This window comes from Francisella frigiditurris, from assembly GCF_001880225.1.
Taxonomy (GTDB): domain Bacteria; phylum Pseudomonadota; class Gammaproteobacteria; order Francisellales; family Francisellaceae; genus Francisella; species Francisella frigiditurris.
The window spans coordinates 1,262,091-1,280,931 of sequence record NZ_CP009654.1; the positions used below are offsets into that span (position 1 = coordinate 1,262,091).

Below are 18,841 nucleotides of genomic sequence, written 5' to 3' on the forward strand. Positions count from 1 at the left end.
CTATTTCTCAAAAACTGCTATTGATTCAACATGCATAGTATGTGGAAACATGTCCATCACTCCAGCACTAATAAGTTTATAACCTTTTTCATTTACTAATATACCCGCATCTCTAGCTAAAGTTGCCGTACTACAAGATACATAAACAATTTTATTCACATTAAATTTTTCTATATTTCTACAGACTTCTTCAGCTCCAGCTCTTGGAGGATCTAATAACATTTTGTTATATTCAAAATTATTAAACCACTCCTTATCTTCGAATCTTTCAAATAAGTTGGCAGCATAAAATTTAACATTTTTTATATTATTATTTTGTGCAGTTTCAATCGCCCTATTTACCATAGTTTGTTCACCTTCTACTCCAATAACTGATTTAGCGTATTTAGATATTGGTAAAGTAAAGTTTCCTAAACCACAAAATAAGTCAATGATAGAGTCATTCTTATTTATACCTAAAAGCTCAATAGCTTTTTTTATCATCTTTTGATTTATGTCAGTATTGACTTGAGTAAAGTCATTTGGCTCAAAACTTATATTTATACCTTCGATAGGAGAATACTCTAATTTAATAGGAGCAACATTTTCTTCTGGATATAATCTAAATATAGTATCTGGTCCTTTAGATTGTAAGTAAATCCAGTAACCTTGTTCTTGAGCAAATATTTTTATTTTTCTTATATCTTCATTAGTAAATGATTCAAGATGTCTGATAATAAGCGCTGTTCTAAAATCATCTTTTGCTACTTCTAATTGAGCTATCTGATTATATATAGATAAACTAGATATGAAATTAGTAATTGAACCTATATTTTCTCCAATACTTTTATCTAGAATAATACATTTATCAATATCAGCTAAATATTTACCATTGCGTTCTCTAAAACCAACAAGCACTTTTTCTTTTTTATTAACATACCTTACACCAAGACGTGCCTTGCCTCTATAGCCTTCAGTTTGACTAGTTTTTAAAGGTTCTAATATATTTAGAGGAGTTACATTATTACCCAGGTATTTCAGTTGGTTCAATAAAGTTTCTTGTTTATGAGTAATCTGTGCTTCAGATGACATATGTTGAAGACTACATCCTCCACAAAGTTCAAAGAAATCACATTTAGGAGAAATTCTACTTTCACTCTCTTTTATTATTTCTAAAGCTTTTCCTTCATCAAATTTTGCTTTTGAAAAGGTATATTCAAACTTTACTGTTTCACCAGGTAATGTAAATGGAATAAAAGTCGTTTTGCCATCTATTTTAGCTATGCCACGACCATCATGACTTAAAGAAACTATATTAGCTTCAAACATACCTTCTTTTAATTTATTTCTTCTACTTCTTCGCATGAAGTTAATGTATATTTTAATTTTTGAGTTATTTTATTTAATAAAACTTATTAATACAAATTAAAAATGGAATTTAAAAGAATAATTATTCGTGGTGGGTGCTGAGGGGTTCGAACCCCCGACCCTCGCCTTGTAAGGGCGATGCTCTCCCAGCTGAGCTAAGCACCCGAATAATGTGATAAATTATATATTCAAATTAGATAAAGTCAATATAATTAAACTTCATTTTTCAATATTTGTTGAGGAGTTATTCTAGATTCTGCGATTTCTCTAAGAGCTAATACTGTAGCTTTCTCTTTTTTTCCATAATCCTCATCAGAATACCCATTTTTTAATATAGAGTTAGCTCTCATAGAAGCTAATACTACTAAGTCAAATCTTGTTTCTACTTTATCTAAACAATCTTCTATTGTTACTCTAGCCATACTACTTTATGCTCCTATTTTAATAATTGTTTTACTTTATTATAAATTATATCAATAACTGTTTTATTTTGCGCCCCATCTGGAATTATAATATCAGCTTTTCTTTTTGAAGGCTCAATAAATTTTATATGCATTGGTCGGACAGTTTCTAAATATTGACTAACTATACTATCTACAGTTCTGCCTCTTTCATTTTGATCACGCAATAATCTTCTTATAAAACACAAGTCTGATGGAGTATCCATATAAACTTTAAAATCCATCATATTGAGTAACTCTGCATCATTAAATAGCATTATGCCTTCTAATATAATTACATTAACTCCATTAGGAACTTTTTGAGCTAATGAAGATACTCTTGAATGAGTTTTATAATCATAATGAGGTACATATATATCCTCACCTTTAATAAGTTTAACCAAATCTTTCTTTAAAAGATCATGATCAAAAGCATCAGGATGGTCATAGTTAACTTTAGAAGCCTCTTCTTGACCAATAATATTTCCCCAGTCTTTGTAGTATCTATCTTCAGATATTACAGCAACTCTATCTAAATGATGTGATTCTAGTTTTTCAACAACAGCATTAGAAAATAAAGTCTTGCCAGATCCAGAGCCTCCTACAATTCCCATTATAAAGACTTTAGACACTATATACTCCTATATGTCAATTTTAGGTTGAGCTTTAATAAAGCTATCAAGCTCTTTTATGATTTTTAAGAATTCTTTTATTTTATACATTGGGAAAGAATTTGGTCCATCACTTTTAGCCTCACTTGGATTAGGGTGAGTTTCCATAAATAATCCATCTATACCAACTGCTGTAGCAGCTTTAGCTAAAACAGGAACAAACTCTCTTTGTCCACCAGAAGTAGTGCCTTGACCACCTGGTAATTGAACTGAATGAGTAGCATCAAAAACTACTGGACAACCTGTAGATTTCATTATTTCTAACGATCGCATATCAGAAACTAGGTTGTTATATCCAAAACTAACGCCTCTTTCACAAACCATAATTTGATCATTACCAGTAGCCTTAGCTTTATTAACAACTTGTTGCATATCCCATGGCGCTAAAAATTGACCTTTTTTAATATTTACGGGTCTATTTTGCTTACAAACTTCTGTAATAAAGTTTGTTTGACGACATAAAAAAGCGGGGGTTTGCAGTATATCAGCTACTTCAGCTACTTCAGCAAAAGGAGTATCTTCATGAACATCTGTTACTATAGGTAATGAATAAGTTTTTTTTACTTTAGAAAGTATATCTAAACCCTTATCTATACCCAAACCTCTAAAGCTATCAATTGAAGAACGATTTGCTTTATCAAAAGATGATTTATAAACAAAGTTTATATTTAACTCTTGGGTAATTTCTTTAAGATATCCTGCCGTGTCCATAGCCATTTGTTCTGACTCAATAACACAAGGACCAGCTAATAAAAATAAGGGCTTATTTTTTCCAATTTCAAAGTTTGCTATTTTCATAAATTATATACTCCCTTAAATTTTCTAAAATTTTAGAAAAGATATTAAATAAATTTTATACTGAAAAAGATGAGCCACAACCACAAGTTGTTTTAGCATTAGGATTTCTTATTACAAAATAAGCTCCTTCTATATCATCCTTATAATCAACATCGGCACCAACTAGATATTGAAAACTCATAGAGTCAACCAAAAGTCTAACTCCATTTTTAGTTACAATAATATCATCTTCTTTTATTTCATCATCAAATGCAAAAGCATACTGAAAACCAGAGCAGCCCCCACCTGTTATATAAACTCTAAGACTTAAAGAGCTATCGCCCTCTTCGTCTATAAGTTCTTTAACTTTTAAAGAAGCTGCTTCTGTAAAATTAATTGGATCAACACTTCCAACTACTTCACTCATATATTACCTCTTTACTAAAGCTAGTTTAATTCTGCCAGTTCTATCTATATTTTGAACAATAACTTCAAGAACCTGTCCTTCACTCAGACTATTTGGTTTTATATTATTCTGTTCAAGATCTGCAAAAGGTAAGAAGCCATCTTTACTTCCTAACACATTTACAAAAGCTCCAGAATCTAAAAGTTTGACTATTTTACCTTTATAAATCTCACCCTCTTCACATTCTGCTGTTATAGTTGTAATCTCTGCAACAGCAATATCTAAAGCTTTTTTATCTTTTGCAAAAACCTTTATTTCTCCAGAGTCTGAAGTATCTATCTGAGCGCCTGATTTTTCAACTATAGCTTTTATTACAGATCCTCCTCGACCTACAACATCTTTTATTTTTTCAGGGGCTATATTCATAACATGTATTTGAGGAGCAACATCAGAAACATTTTCTTTATGCTCTTTTATTACTTCATTCATAATTCCTAATATATGAAGCCTACCTTTTCTAGCTTGTTCTAAAGCTTGCTCCATAATTTCTCTAGATATACCTTTTATTTTGATATCCATTTGTAATGCTGTAACACCGTATCTAGTACCTGCTACTTTAAAGTCCATATCACCAAGATGATCTTCATCTCCTAATATATCTGAAAGCACAGCATATTTATTTCCATCTTTTATAAGACCCATTGCAATACCAGCAACAGGTTCTGCTATAGGAACACCAGCATCCATCATAGATAATGATGATCCACAAACTGTTGCCATAGAGCTAGAACCATTTGATTCTAATATTTCAGAAACTATTCTTACAACATATGGGTATACATCTTCATTAGGGAAAACAGCATTTGTTGCTCTTTTTGCTAAATTAGCATGCCCGACCTCTCTTCTTTTAGGTGCTAAGCCAACGGCTCCTGCTTCACCAACAGAATATGGGGGGAAGTTATAATGTAGCATATATCTAGCTTTATCAATACCATCTAGACTTTCTACTAATTGAGCATCTCTATCACTACCTAACGTTGTTACAACTAAAGCTTGTGTTTCACCTCTAGTAAATAAGGCTGAACCATGGACATTAGGAAGCACGCCTATCTTAACATTGATAGGTCTTATAGTTTCTGTACATCTACCATCTATTCTAGGTTTACCATTCAAAATATTAGATCTTACAATATCTTTTTCTATATCATGAAAAGCTTCTAAAATTTCTTTTTCTTGATACTCATTTTCATCTGTATCGCTAGAAAAAATAAATTCAAGAACACTTTTTCTTAATTGAGATAATTGAACGTTCCTTTCTTGTTTAGAAGGAGTCATATAAATAGCTTCTATTTCACTATAAAATTGAGATTTAATTTGTGATTTTAGAATTTTATTAATTTCATAAACTGAGTAGCTAAATCTATCTTTAGCAGCAAACTTAGCTAATCTATTTATAGCAGCGATTATAGTTTTAACATGTTTATGTCCATATAAAACTGCTCCAAGCATTACACTCTCAGGCAAACTTTTTGCTTCAGACTCAACCATTAATATAGCATCATCAGTACCTGATACAACAAGATCCAGATTTGACTCTTTAAGATCATCTTTGCAAGGATTTAAAGTATATTTACCATTTATATAGCCTACTTTAACACCTGCAATAACATCATTATAAGGAGCTCCAGATATAGCTAAAGAAGCTGAGGCACCAATCAATGCCAAAATATCAGGACAAGTTTTATTATCATATGATAAGACTGTTGCAACTATTTGAATCTCATTAAAGAAACCATCTGGGAAAGTAGGTCTTATAGATCTATCTATTAGTCTAGATATTAAGATTTGCTCATCCGATGGTCTAGCTTCTCTTCTTGTAAATCCTCCTGGAATTTTACCCGCAGCATATGATTTTTCTAAATAATGAACAGAAAGTGGAAAAAAATCAGCTCCCGGAGCTACTTCTTTTTTTACAACTGTAGTCACAAGAATTACAGTATTACCACATTTAACAGTAACCGAGCCATCAGCTTGACGAGCTAAGCCACCAGTTTCTAGAATAACCTTATCATTACCTAGTTCGAAGACTTCTTTGAATATTCTCACAGTTTATAACCTTATTGAGTGTATTTGAAACTAAAAATTTTAAGATAGCTTGACTGTTTAATTATTTACGTAACTCTAGTCTTTTTATTAAAGAACGGTATCTTTCTACATCTTTATCATGAAGGTAGTCTAATAATTTGCGACGTTGACTAACTAATCTTAAAAGGCCTCTTCTTGAGTGATTATCTTTTTTATGTGTAGCAAAATGACCTTGTAAATCATTAATTCTAGCTGTTAACAATGCTACTTGAACTTCTGGTGAGCCTGTATCACCTTCAGCTAATTGATAATCTTTAATTATTTGTTGTTTATTTTCTGTATTTATCATTTAATTTTACTCCATTTGTTATTTAAGTTTTATTTAGACCGCACAAAGGAACAGCCTAACGCAAGTATTTTATATTATATATGGATAAAACACAAAGGATTATTTGTCTAGCTTGTCAGGAGTTATTCCCATAACTTGTAAAGCATTAGCTGCGACATTTGAGAAGATAGGTGCTGCGACTGCACCACCACCATACTTTTCACCTTTAGGGTTATCGATAGTAACAGCAATAGCTATTTGCGGATTAGTTGCTGGAGCCACACCAACAAAACTAGCTAAATAACTAGCTCCATATCCACCACTTGCTGATAATTTACGGGCTGTTCCTGTTTTACCTGCAATATGGTAAAGTTCTGTTTTAGCTAATGAGCCAGTACCTCCAGAATCTTCTACTACAGATTGCATCATACTAATCATTTCCTCAGAAACTTTTTTTGATGCTATTGGTCTAGAATCTATTTCTTCATTAGGATTTCTTTTAAGAATTGTCGGTTTAATATAATTCCCATCATTAGCTATAGCTGATAAAGCTGACACTAGTTGCATGTCTGTAGCATTCATACCATAGCCAAATGATAATGTAGCCAGCTGAAACTCGCCCCATTTATCTTTAACTGGGACAAAGCCACTTCTTTCTCCTGGTAGCTCTATACCTGTTTTCATACCAAATCCATAATTGTATAATGAAGTCCCTAAAACAGATTGATCTTCTATTTCTAATATCAGCTTAGATATACCGACGTTACTAGATTTCATAAGTATGTGTCTAAGATCTAGAAGTCCATAGTCTCTGAAGTCTCTAACCGTATTTTTACCTATTCTATAATATCCTGGGGATGTATTAACTTCCGTATCAGGAGTTACATCTTCTCCATATGTAAGAGCTGTTGCAGCAGAAAAGACTTTCATTACTGACCCCAACTCATATACATCAGTTACTGCTCTATTTCTTCTTTTATCTGGATAAGCATCGGTCATATCATTTGGATTATAAGATGGATAATTAACCATAGCTAATATCTCACCCGTATGAATATCTTCAATAATTACAGAGCCTGCATCTGCATTAAATTCTATTATCCCTTTTTTCAAGTATTTATATGCAATGTATTGAAGCCTTGAATCTATACTTAACATTAGGTTGTGACCATTTTGAGGTTCTACATAGCTCGACTCATCTTTTGATGCCACACCACCTTTTAGATCTTTTTTATACTCAAAATAACCATTTTTCCCTGTTAGAAAATTATTGAACTCAAGTTCTAGACCTTCTTGCCCTTTTCCATCAACGTTAGTAAATCCTATAATATGTGAAGAAACTTCTGCTGTTGGATAATATCTCTTAAACTCTCTAATCACATGAACACCAAGAACGTCTAAATCTTTTACATCTTGAGATAGATAGGGCTGAACTTTTCTTTTTATATATACAAATCCACTTCTCCCTTCCCTAGCTTTTATCTGTCTTTTTATTTTTTCTTGACTATCTTCTGATAAGCCCAATATAGTCATAATTTTTTGTAGTTTTTCAGAATCTGCTGAAATATAGAATGGATCAACCCATATGGTATCTACTGGTGTACTTATTGCTAAAGGATTGTTATTTCTATCAAGAATAATTCCTCGATATGCTTTTATATCTATACTCCTATCACTTCTATTATCACCCTCTTGTTTTAATTTATCATGCTGTATAGTATCCATATAAACAAGTTTAAGAGCTAATATAATAAAGCTTATTACAATGAGTATTGTAATTATGAAGTGTCTTAACTTAGGGTTATAATGCTTCATTAGTATTTTTCCCATCGTCAATAAATACAATGTCTTTTTTAGTTGGTAGCATCATACCCTCATCCTTCGCAAACCCTTCTACAGCTGTTGGCGTAGCAAGAGAGCTATATTCTAAAACAATTTGGCTCCATTGTTCATCAAGTTTACTATCCTCAACTATCAAATCTTTTTCTTGAGTAAGTTGTAATTTATACTCAAAGCGAATATAAATTAATGAAAAAGCTGACAATAAAAGGATAAATAATAATATAAAAGAAATAATTACTCCTTTTTTATAAAAACTATTTGTTAATGACTCAAATAGTCTGATTCTAATTTGTCTGTTATTTAATATCATAGTTTTTCTACTACTCTTAGTATAGCGCTTCTTGATCGAGCGTTCTGTTCCAGCTCATCTAGCTGAGCTCGGCATTTTTTATTTATCCACTTTACTTCGATAGAGTTATCATCTTCTGGCAAAAACTTAGAAATTCTAGTATTAATTGTTTTTGGTTTTGATAATTCTGTGAATTTCTGTTTAATTATTCTATCTTCTAAAGAATGAAAAGAAATAGCAGCAACTCTTCCATTAGACTTTAGAACTTTCATAATATCGTTTATAAGTTGTTCTAAATCACCAAGTTCATTATTAACGTATATTCTTAAAGCCTGAAAGCACCTTGTTGCAGGATTCTTTTTTTCTTTTTTCCCAATTGTATCTCTAATTAAATTAGCTAAAGTCAAAGTATTTGTTATTTTACCGTTTTGCTTTAAATATTCTTTTATTTTTATAGCTATTTTATAAGAAAATTTTTCTTCACCATAGACTTTAAAAATGTATGACAGTTCTTTAATATCAAGTTGCTCTAATGCTTCGGATGCAGTTATTCCTTTTGTATTATCCATCCTCATATCAAGAGGTCCATCATGCATAAAGCTAAAGCCTCTTTCTGCAACATCTAATTGTGGAGATGAAACACCAAGATCCATAATTATTCCATCAATTCTTTCCAATAAATTTTCTTTTAAGCAGTAATCATAAATTTCAGTAAAACTAGAATGTATGATTTCAAAATTTAAATATTGAGAGAAATTAGTTTTAGCATAATTTATTGCCTCAAGATCTTTGTCAAAAGCTATTAGCTTTCCTGTATTAGAAAGCTTATCTAAGATTGCTTTAGAATGCCCGCCTCTTCCAAATGTGGCATCAATATATATACCATCTTTCTTTATATCTAAGCCATCAATAGACTCTTTTAAGAGTACAGAGAAATGCATTATTTAACTATTCTCCATGAACTAATTCATTAGCTAATTTTTTAGCCTTTGAAAAGTCTGTTTTACCGGATCCCAACTTGGGAATTGACTTAACTTTAAAGTAGTTTGTTGGTTTATAAAGATTTTCTATACCAGAGTGTCTGACTATATCTTTTAACTCAGCCTCATCTATATTTAAAGTGTACAGTAAGTTTATAATCTCACCTCTTTTAGCATCGTTAGTAGCTACAGCAAGTATTTCGAAATCTATTTCATGGGAGTCATGACCTTTTTCTCTTAATGCATCATACACTTTTTGCTCTAATAGTCCTAAACTAACCATTTCTCCAGCAACTTTTGCAAATCTAGAGTATCTATCAACAACAGTAAGATACCCCTCACCATCTATTTTTCCTTTATCTCCTGTTATGTACCAAGTATAACCATACTTTTCTATCATAACCTCATCAGTTTTAGATTTGTCATTAAGATAATAATCCATTTTATTGACACCTCTATAAATGATCATACCCTCTTCACCTAAAGGTAACTCTTCATGAGTATCTGGGTTAATTATTTTAAACTGACCACCTGGAACAGTATGTCCTACAGTCCCTATTTTATTTTTTTCTTTTCTTGGCCTATTTACTGCTGCTACTGGTGATAGTTCAGTAGTACCATACCCTTCATTAATGACTTTATCAAATTTAGCTTCGAACATAGTCCTGACTTCAGTCGATAACTTCTCAGCGCCTGTAATAATAAGCCTTAAACTAGCTAAATCTTCTTTTGCAACTGATTTATTTTTTGTATAAATCCTTAAAAAAGTTGGAGTTGCACAAAGAACAGTTGATTTATATTTTCTAATTAAATTAGCAACACCTTTAGCATCAGTAGGATCTGGATGACAAGCAATAAACCCACCCTGAAGTAAAGAAACTAGAGATATTGTTAGACCAAATCCATGAAATATTGGTAAGATCCCAGCAACTGAATCACCTTCTCTACATTCAATAACTAAAGTACTTTGATAAACATTAGCTAAAAGATTTTTATGTTTTATGACAATACCCTTTGGAATACCTTCACTTCCACTACTAAATATTATGAAAGCTAAATCATCAAGCTTGGCCGCTTTAACATATTTTTTAACTAAGAAATTTACAGGTAAAAGCTTAGTTTCAAGAAGAACCTTGATCGCTTCAGGTTTTTTAATCTGCTTCTTAATATCTTCTAAGTAAATTATTTTACAAGCCGAAAATATTTCTTGGACAAAAAATCCCTTATTTGCTAATTTCTCTACAAAGGCTTTTGAGGTAATGATGGTTTCTATCTCAGCACTACTAATTGCATATCTAAGAGCATCTGGAGAGGCTGTATAATTTAAGTTCACTATACCTTTTCCTCTCATCAACAAAGAAAGTAATGCTAAGTATCCACCACTACTAGTAGGCAAACAAATACCAACATTAGCCTCACCTTTTGTCATTTTTTCTAGCTTTTGAGACATAAGAATTGATGCAATTGTAAATTTATTTCCATCAAGAGTTGTTCCCAAGGTATCAGTTATAACCTCATTTTTACCAGCATTTAACATTTGTCTAAACCAAATTTCAGTCAATGGTTTTAGACAAGCTAAATATTTATCCCATGTTTTAATGGATAAGTCATCTAGCTCTTCTTTAACTGTTTTTAGACTATTTAATTTTTCTATATCAAAAAATATTTGTTTTCTTAAATTTTTTCTATCTGAAAAGCTAGGCATCTCAGGACCACAAATAAACATTAAATATCTATTTTCGCTATGTTCAACATGAGATATATCTTCAATATTTATTAAAAGTAGGCTGTCTTTTTTCCAAAAAGAAATATGATCTGTATAGATAATTCCATTAGCAATCAGTTTTTTTCTTAATTTTTTAATTTTAGGACTTACTCTTCCTAATACAGTAATTTTAAGATCTTTTTTAATTTCTTTTATAGCAAGTATAGATATGATAGATGTATCATTAGATATTAAAATAGAACCGCTTTTTAAATTATCTAAATTTAGATTCTCATTATATTGATAAAGATAAGTTTGATTCAAGGCTTTATGTATCGATGATTTAAGCGAATTAAAAAACATTGGTTCTCCTATTTATACCTAACTATAACCACAAGATATTATGTTATCATATAACAACTTAATTTTTTATAAATTCAATACTTATGCCAGAATTACCAGAAGTAGAAACTGTTAAAAATGGACTAATAAGACATATTATAAATAAAAAAATATTCTCTATTAAAATAAATGCAGATAAATTAAGATATCCTATTAATAAAGATAAGTTTTCAGAAATTGTTAATCTAAAAGTTAGAGAAATTCAACGCAGAGGAAAACATTTAATAATCTTCTTAAATGATGACTTACAACTAATAGTGCATTTAGGAATGTCTGGAGTTATTAAAGTCGAAAATAAAAAAACTTATAGTTCTAAAAAACATGATCATATATTAATAGAATTTGAGAAAGATATTTTAATTTACAATGATCCAAGAAGATTTGGATATTGGTTAGTTAATAACAACAACATTCCTTTTGAACATAAAGTCTTGATTAATCACGGTGTTGAGCCTTTAACTGAAGATTTTGATGTTAAGTATTTAGAAACTAAGCTTAAGCATAGCTCAAAGAAAATAAAACAAGCTATTATGGATAATAGTACTGTAGTTGGTGTAGGCAATATATATGCCTCAGAGGCTTTATTTAAAAGTAATATTTTACCAACAAGAATATCTAAGACTTTATCAAAAAAAGAAATAACCAAACTAGTCCATGCTATAAAAGAAATATTAAAAATAGCGATAGAGCAAGGTGGAACCACTCTAAAAGATTATAAAAATACAGAAGGTAAGCCCGGTTATTTTTCTCAAAAATTAAATGTTTATGGCAGAGCTAAGCAACCTTGTTACATTTGTAAAAGTGAGATTAAAAGCGAAGTTATAGGTCAAAGAAATACTTATTTCTGTACAAAATGTCAGAAATAAGGAGAATTAAGTATTATACGTCAAGGTTTACAACATTTAGAGCATTAGATTCTATAAAGTCTCTTCTTGGCTCTACTTCATCTCCCATCAAAGTTGTAAATAAAGCATCAGCCTCTACAGCATCTGATACAGATACTTGGAGTAAGACTCTATTCTCTGGATCCATTGTAGTTTCCCAAAGCTGTTCAGGGTTCATTTCTCCAAGACCTTTATATCTTTGAACATCCTGTCCCTTTTTAGCTTCTTTTAAAACCCAATCAATAGCTGACTCAAAATCATCAATATATTCTTTACGAGCTCCTCTTTCAACATAAGCTCCTTTAAAAGAGATATCAGCAATTACTTCTCCATAAGTGATTAAATTTTCATAATCTTTAGTTGAGAAGAATCCATGCTTAACAATATAATCTGTATTGTGACCATTTTGATAATGATTTACACCATATGCTAAGTGTTGTTGCTCATTATCATCAGTATATGTTTGCTTTATGAACTTAAACTTTTCATATGCTAAAGCTTTTTCATTACACTTAGTTACTATGTCTTGCCACCATTCATAAGCATTTTCATCAGTATATCTAGGACTATATGCAAATGTTCTTAAAAGCTTTTCAGGATATATTTTTGCATATTTTTTTATAACTTTTTCATATTGTTGATACAAGCTATAGTAATTAGATAGAGCAACACCTGAAATAGTAGTATCTCCAGCTACAATTATAGTTCCTTCTAGACCAATATTTCCTAAATATACTGCTAAAGCATCTTCATCTTTAAGATACGTTTCTTGCTTTCCTCTTTTAATTTTATATAAAGGAGGTTGAGCAATATATAAATATCCTCTTTCAACTAATTCAGGCATTTGTCTATAGAAAAATGTTAAAAGCAATGTGCGAATATGAGAACCATCGACATCAGCATCCGTCATCAATATTATTTTATGATATCTAGTCTTTTCAGGATTATAATCTTCAGCACCTATTCCACATCCAAGAGCTTTTATTAAGGTACCAACCTCTTGTGAAGCAAGCATCTTATCAAAACGAGCTTTTTCAACGTTTAATATTTTACCTTTAAGAGGAAGTATAGCTTGTGTTTTTCTATCCCTTGCTTGTTTAGCAGAACCTCCTGCAGAATCTCCCTCAACTAAATATAATTCTGAAAAAGCTGGATCCTTTTCTTGGCAATCTGCAAGTTTCCCAGGCAATCCAGCTATATCTAAAGCACCTTTACGACGAGTCATATCGCGAGCTTTACGCGCTGCTTCTCTAGCTTTCGCAGAATCTAAGATTTTTTCACAGATTATTTTAGCTTCTTTAGGATTTTCTTGTAAAAACTCTCCGAGTTTTTCATTCACTAAAGATTCTACTGCAGACTTAACATCAGAAGATACTAACTTATCTTTTGTTTGAGATGAAAATTTAGGGTCAGGAACTTTTACAGATAATACAGCAGCTAAGCCCTCTCGAGTATCTTCACCGGTTATAGTAACTTTTAGTTTTTTATTAAAGCCTTCAGCTTCAATATAAGTGTTCATGGTTCTTGTTACTGCTGCTTTAAGCCCAGATAAGTGAGTGCCACCATCTCTTTGAGGTATATTGTTAGTAAAGCAAAAAATCGATTCCTTATAAGAGTCATTCCATTGTAAAGCTAGTTCAACTTGAATATTATCTTTTTCGCCGCCAACTGCAACAACGTTTTCATGGATTGGTTTTTTACTTTTATTTAAATAATTGACAAAAGCAGTTATTCCACCATCGTATTTGAAAATTTCTGATCTATCATTTATTTTATCAATTAACTCTATTTTTACACCTGAGTTTAAAAAAGATAATTCTCTAATTCTTTTCATTAAGATGTCATAATCAAAATCTACAAAAGAGAATGTTTCTTTACTAGGTTTGAATCTGATTGTTGAACCAGTTTTGTCAGTAGCTTCCATTTGTTTTAGAGGATATTGAGGTACTCCGTGTACATATTCTTGATAGTATCTATAGCCATTACGACTTATATCTAAAGAAAGCCATTCTGATAGTGCGTTTACCACAGAAACACCTACACCGTGCAAACCACCTGATACTTTATATGAATTGTCATCAAACTTACCGCCCGCATGTAATACAGTCATAATAACTTCAGCAGCAGATCTTCCCTCTTCTTTATGTATATCTGTTGGTATACCCCTACCATTATCACTTACAGAAACAGAACCATCAGTATTTATTATTACTTTTATGTCATCACAATGACCAGCCAGTGCTTCATCTATTGCATTATCAACAACTTCAAAAACCATATGGTGAAGACCACTTCCATCATCTGTATCACCAATATACATTCCTGGTCTTTTTCTTACGGCATCAAGCCCTTTTAATACTTTAATACTAGACGAGTCGTAAGCTTTATTTTCAGACATTAAGAAACTCCAATTTATTTAAGAATAAACTAAAAACAATTAGTGAAATTATAACATAAATAAAGCCAAATTGTTTTAGATATGATAAAAAGTCATTTTAAGACCTTATTAAATCTAATCTAAAATGCTAGAATATAGTAATTTTATAGGTTAATAATGTTAAAGGTTAGGTTTTGAAACTGTCTCATAAGTTATTATTCATAATACTTTTTATCTCTTTAATTGCAGGGGCTTTTTTTGCAGGTAAAGAAAGTGAAAAGAATGAAATGAAAATAGCCATTGAAAATGATGTAGCATTTAATGAAACAACAAAAACCCCTGAAACAACTCAAAACTGTAGACCTGCAGTCAAAAACTCTAGAGATAATTACGTTATAGGATATGGAAGCTTGATGAATAAAGATTCAAGAATGATAACAGTTCCAGATGCTAAGTTTGCTGCACCGATTTTAGTAAGTAATTTTGAAAGAATATGGGCATCAAGAGGAACTAAATCTAACGCTACTTATTTATTAGCTATTCCTAATGATGGTTATTTAATGAATGCCATTTACTATCCATCATCAGCTGAAGATATACAGGCTACAGACTTAAGAGAAGCTTCATATTGCAGAGTAAAAGTCTTAAGAAAAGATATTCTTCCTTTGGGTATTAAAAGTTTACCTAAGGGAGATTACTGGATGTATGTCAAAAGCTTCAGTGATGCTGAATTTCCTACGAAAGATTTCCCGATACTTCAATCGTATGCTGATGTATTTTTAACTGGCTGTTTGCAAACTCAGGGAGAATTTAACTTAACCGAGTTTGGAAAGCTTTGCTTTACAACAACATATAATTGGGATTTGGCAAACTGGATGAATGATAGGTCCAATCCTAAATATGAAAGATACTCAGACACTACTAGAAAATATACAAATCAAATAGATAGCATCATTTCAAGAATGGGCATCAATGATGATCAACTCTAATCTTTCTCGTAAAATTTGTATAGCGCCTATGCTAGATTGGACAGATAGGCATTATCGCTATATGATGCGACTAATCACAAAAAAGACTATGCTTTATACAGAGATGGTAACACTAAATGCCATTTTGCATGGAAATAAAGATATCTTACTAAAATACTCTGACATAGAACATCCAGTAACTTTACAATTAGGTGGTTGTGTACCAAAAGATTTTGTCACTTGTGGCAAGTTAGCTCAAGACTTAGGGTATAATGAAATAAATATAAATGTAGGCTGCCCTAGCGAAAGAGTACAAAAAGGGAACTTTGGTTTATCTTTAATGGCTGAACCAGAAACAGTAGCTGATTGTGTAAAAGCAATGAAAGACAACTTAGATATTCCAATATCTATAAAATGTCGTATTGGTTATGACAACAATGATAGTTATTTAGAGTTATGTAATTTTTTACAACTGCAAATTAAGGCTGATGTTGACTATATTTGTATTCATGCTCGTAAAGGTTGGTTAAGGGGCTTATCTCCTAAAGAAAATAGAACTATTCCAGAACTAAATTATGATACTGTTTATAATGTCAAAAGAGATTTTTCTAATATTCAAATTGGTATTAATGGTGGGATAAAAACATTGGATGATATAAATAATCATTTAATGCATGTTGATAGCGTAATGATTGGAAGAGAAGCTTATCATAACCCTATGATTTTTAAAGATGTTGATGATGTTTTCTATAACGATAAAAAAAATGAGTTAACTCCATACAAGGTAGCTGAACAGTTTATAGAATACATTGAAGATCAAATGCGTAATGATTCATCTATAAAGTTAAACAATATGACCAAGCATACCTTAAACCTTTTTAATGGCTTACCAAATGCTAAACTATTTAGAAGATACTTAAGTGAGAATGCCACTAAAAAAGATGCTGATGTTGATACATTTATTAATGCATTAAAAATTTTGAAACTATTCTAATAAAAAACCTTTATAATATTGCTTTAAATACTAAGACATATTTCTATTAGAAATAGTATTTTTTTTCTAAAGTTATAAATGTGCCTTATTATAAGAATTTATATAATCAAATACGTCAAACTTATAAATCTATTTAATAATAACTATTCAACAGAGCCTATTTTACCTATTACATACTTACCTATATTGTAGCTGGGAATAAGATCGACATTTTTTAAGGAAAGATTAATATTGCTTATGCAACTATTCAAATAATCTTCATAGATTTCTATAATTTTTTGATTCGTTTTTCTATATTTATAATTAACACTTATAATATCTATTTTCTTTTGAAGATTGTAACCAATATATGTATTAAATCCGATTATATTATGAGGTTTAATATAAGTATTACATTCAATAAAATAACATTTATTTTTCACTAAATTAGAAACTATATTTTTTTTAGTTAGCTCATGTTGAATTTTAGTTAAACTTTTATATTCTGGAATATGCATGAGTTTTTTCTTAAGTATTTTTTTTAAAAAAAGGTTTAAAAGTCTCTCCGTTAAAAAACATATATTATTTGAGTCTAAACTATTTTCTTGCTCATAATACAATTTTATAAGTTCTACAAAATTAGGAATATTAATTATATTGACTTCTATTATAATTTTTTCTCTAATTTCATATATTCTATTAAATAGTTTATTAGATTGAAAAATAGAAAATAATGGTATAAAAGATATTTGATTTAAATTTATACTTTCTATTTTCAAAAAATAGAATAGAACTTCAAAATGATTAAAACTAGATTCAATCTTTTTTTGTAATAAAGTTAGCATCTTACTTTAGTCTAAAAGTTATGAAAAATGAATAAAAAAGCTATAATCTTTTAAACTCTTTGATACATGAAAAATAACCATGCTTTTTGTCGAAAAACAATGACTTAACTCATCACATTCAAATAACTCTAGAATATAACCATTAGAAGGATATTTTTCTTGTAAACTTTTAGGTAATTCTTCAAGTATAGACTTCCTTTTTTTTATTCCTTCTAAAGATAAATTCTTTACTATATCCATTCTATCTAAACTTGAAATCTTTAAATAGTCAATATTATTGATATCTATTTCTCCATTACTAAAATTCTTAGTAACAATAATATATATCTTTTTATTTTTCTCTAGTTGATTTACATTCACAATGAAATGTTTATTATTATCATATTCAAATTTATCAACATTTTTTTTATCTAAAAGAAATGTATTAAATTTAGAAAAAAACTTTCCTATTTGTTCCAGAGAAGAAACCGGTTTATTTATTTGAAAGTACAATTTTTCCTTATTATGGAACATAAAAAAATTTTCAATATATAAAATTATTTGTATTAATTCTTTATAAATTTCAAAAGGTGATATTAATGATTTAATATTATCTCTTTGCGATAATATATATAATAAATAAGATATCTTATTTATTATATATATATCTTTCATAGATACATTTTGTAAAATATTTAATAATTTCTTTATATTCATTAAATCTGATGCAAGATTATCTAGAAACTCATCAAAAACATGTGCATCTAATGACAATAATGGAATATCTATTTTTTCTAAAAAAACATGTTCATCTACTATTCTAATTCTTGCAATTCTTATTCCAAATTTTTCTCTAATATTGCTAAGGAAATACTCACTAAAGCTATATCCCCCATTTTCATCAATATAACGAGTATTAATAAATATATCAATAAAATCGTCTACTTTAGTTTCAAGTTTAGCTAAATTCAACTGAATAGGTTGTTTTATTTGTATTAACTCGTTTTCAGAACTATAAATACAAGCTGATTCTATTTCAAAAATATTATTTTTTAATTTCTGTTTATTTATTTTTAAAGAAAAAATAGCTTCATTTAAGCCAAATGGGATTAGAGTATTTCGATATATATTTGATATATTTACGTTATTTTGTTCATTTAAATCTTTAGCAGTAAGAATACCACCATCAAACCATTTTTTTTTTAACATATTACCTACTTTATTTCTACATTTCCTGATTTTATTTCTACATTGGTAGCATCAAAGACAATATTTTTAGATTTGAACACTATTTTTTCTTTTTGTAATTCTATTATTGAATTATAAACTTTTAGAGTTATTTTTTCATCCTCATCTAATTCTAGACTGATATCTTTATCAATAATATTTAAAGAACAATTTTTAGATACATTAAGCTTTATTTTTCCATCATTACCGAAGTTAATTTTTGCAAGATTATCCTTATTTATATTTTCTAAACATAAATCTTTCTTTGATATGATTATTTGTCTATATTTATTTGTCGCCGGCACTTTATATAACC

18 protein-coding genes and 1 tRNA gene are annotated in these 18,841 nt (G+C 29.9%); 3 read left to right on the forward strand and 16 right to left on the reverse strand.

Translation table 11 applies throughout. The features are described 5' to 3' along the window. From rlmD to migR, 12 genes are all read right to left on the reverse strand, one after another. Positions 1-1,344 (reverse strand): 23S rRNA (uracil(1939)-C(5))-methyltransferase RlmD, encoded by a 1,344-nt coding sequence (gene rlmD, locus KX01_RS06280; protein ID WP_071664175.1) that lies wholly within the window; start codon positions 1,342-1,344, stop codon positions 1-3. Positions 1,345-1,436: 92 nt separating this feature from the next. Then, positions 1,437-1,512 (reverse strand) — tRNA-Val (locus KX01_RS06285). A gap of 47 nt (positions 1,513-1,559) precedes the next feature. After that, positions 1,560-1,769 carry a DNA-directed RNA polymerase subunit omega gene (rpoZ, locus tag KX01_RS06290; RefSeq protein WP_071664176.1) on the reverse strand — a complete coding sequence of 70 codons (210 nt, stop codon included), beginning with the start codon at positions 1,767-1,769 and terminating at the stop codon, positions 1,560-1,562. A gap of 14 nt (positions 1,770-1,783) precedes the next feature. Next, positions 1,784-2,419, reverse strand: coding sequence for a uridine kinase (gene udk / locus KX01_RS06295; RefSeq protein WP_408606599.1), 636 nt, complete (start codon positions 2,417-2,419; stop codon positions 1,784-1,786). A gap of 9 nt (positions 2,420-2,428) precedes the next feature. Then, on the reverse strand, positions 2,429-3,256 hold the full coding sequence (kdsA, locus tag KX01_RS06300) for a 3-deoxy-8-phosphooctulonate synthase (RefSeq protein ID WP_071664178.1): 828 nt from the start codon (positions 3,254-3,256) through the stop codon (positions 2,429-2,431). Positions 3,257-3,311: 55 nt separating this feature from the next. Beyond that, entirely contained in the window at positions 3,312-3,662 is a 351-nt protein-coding gene (gene erpA / locus KX01_RS06305) for an iron-sulfur cluster insertion protein ErpA (RefSeq protein WP_071664179.1), read from the reverse strand. 3 nt (positions 3,663-3,665) lie between these two features. Continuing rightward, positions 3,666-5,747, reverse strand: coding sequence for a polyribonucleotide nucleotidyltransferase (gene pnp, locus KX01_RS06310; RefSeq protein ID WP_071664180.1), 2,082 nt, complete (start codon positions 5,745-5,747; stop codon positions 3,666-3,668). A 61-nt stretch (positions 5,748-5,808) separates the two neighbouring features. After that, positions 5,809-6,075 (reverse strand): 30S ribosomal protein S15, encoded by a 267-nt coding sequence (gene rpsO, locus KX01_RS06315; protein ID WP_071664181.1) that lies wholly within the window; start codon positions 6,073-6,075, stop codon positions 5,809-5,811. Positions 6,076-6,174: 99 nt separating this feature from the next. Then, the gene (locus tag KX01_RS06320) at positions 6,175-7,869 is read right to left on the reverse strand and encodes a peptidoglycan D,D-transpeptidase FtsI family protein (RefSeq protein ID WP_071664182.1); all 1,695 of its coding nucleotides are present in this window, start codon (positions 7,867-7,869) and stop codon (positions 6,175-6,177) included. After that, on the reverse strand, positions 7,856-8,206 hold the full coding sequence (ftsL, locus tag KX01_RS06325; RefSeq protein WP_071664183.1) for a cell division protein FtsL: 351 nt from the start codon (positions 8,204-8,206) through the stop codon (positions 7,856-7,858). Before ftsL ends, KX01_RS06320 begins: the two co-directional genes overlap by 14 nt. Further along, on the reverse strand, positions 8,203-9,126 hold the full coding sequence (gene rsmH, locus KX01_RS06330; protein ID WP_071664184.1) for a 16S rRNA (cytosine(1402)-N(4))-methyltransferase RsmH: 924 nt from the start codon (positions 9,124-9,126) through the stop codon (positions 8,203-8,205). The genes ftsL and rsmH overlap by 4 nt, the downstream gene beginning before the upstream one ends. A gap of 7 nt (positions 9,127-9,133) precedes the next feature. After that, complete coding sequence (gene migR / locus KX01_RS06335; protein WP_071664185.1) at positions 9,134-11,233, reverse strand: iglABCD operon regulator MigR; 2,100 nt, start codon at positions 11,231-11,233, stop codon at positions 9,134-9,136. Positions 11,234-11,316: 83 nt separating this feature from the next. Here migR and mutM point away from each other — a divergent pair, with 83 nt between their 5' ends. Then, a complete protein-coding gene (gene mutM / locus KX01_RS06340; protein ID WP_071664186.1) occupies positions 11,317-12,138 on the forward strand; it encodes a bifunctional DNA-formamidopyrimidine glycosylase/DNA-(apurinic or apyrimidinic site) lyase in 822 nt (273 codons plus the stop codon). A gap of 13 nt (positions 12,139-12,151) precedes the next feature. Here the strand turns inward: mutM and gyrB are convergent, their stop codons facing one another. Continuing rightward, the gene (gene gyrB, locus KX01_RS06345) at positions 12,152-14,554 is read right to left on the reverse strand and encodes a DNA topoisomerase (ATP-hydrolyzing) subunit B (RefSeq protein WP_071664187.1); all 2,403 of its coding nucleotides are present in this window, start codon (positions 14,552-14,554) and stop codon (positions 12,152-12,154) included. A gap of 179 nt (positions 14,555-14,733) precedes the next feature. On the opposite strand from gyrB, the gene chaC reads away from it, so the two are divergent. Together chaC and dusA are read left to right on the forward strand one after the other, a co-directional pair. Next, on the forward strand, positions 14,734-15,522 hold the full coding sequence (gene chaC, locus KX01_RS06350) for a gamma-glutamylcyclotransferase ChaC (protein WP_071664766.1): 789 nt from the start codon (positions 14,734-14,736) through the stop codon (positions 15,520-15,522). Then, positions 15,509-16,495 carry a tRNA dihydrouridine(20/20a) synthase DusA gene (gene dusA, locus KX01_RS06355; protein WP_156860383.1) on the forward strand — a complete coding sequence of 329 codons (987 nt, stop codon included), beginning with the start codon at positions 15,509-15,511 and terminating at the stop codon, positions 16,493-16,495. The genes chaC and dusA overlap by 14 nt, the downstream gene beginning before the upstream one ends. Before the next feature lie 143 nt (positions 16,496-16,638). Here the strand turns inward: dusA and KX01_RS06360 are convergent, their stop codons facing one another. Genes KX01_RS06360 through KX01_RS06370 form a run of 3 tightly spaced genes read right to left on the reverse strand, consistent with a single transcriptional unit; the run spans position 16,639 to position 18,830 of the window. Next, entirely contained in the window at positions 16,639-17,319 is a 681-nt protein-coding gene (locus KX01_RS06360) for a hypothetical protein (RefSeq protein WP_071664189.1), read from the reverse strand. 18 nt (positions 17,320-17,337) lie between these two features. Then, positions 17,338-18,507: a type VI secretion system baseplate subunit TssK gene (gene tssK / locus KX01_RS06365; protein WP_071664190.1), complete on the reverse strand. Its 1,170-nt coding sequence runs from the start codon at positions 18,505-18,507 to the stop codon at positions 17,338-17,340. 5 nt (positions 18,508-18,512) lie between these two features. Further along, the gene (locus tag KX01_RS06370) at positions 18,513-18,830 is read right to left on the reverse strand and encodes a hypothetical protein (RefSeq protein WP_071664191.1); all 318 of its coding nucleotides are present in this window, start codon (positions 18,828-18,830) and stop codon (positions 18,513-18,515) included. Between the last annotated feature and the right edge of the window lie 11 nt (positions 18,831-18,841).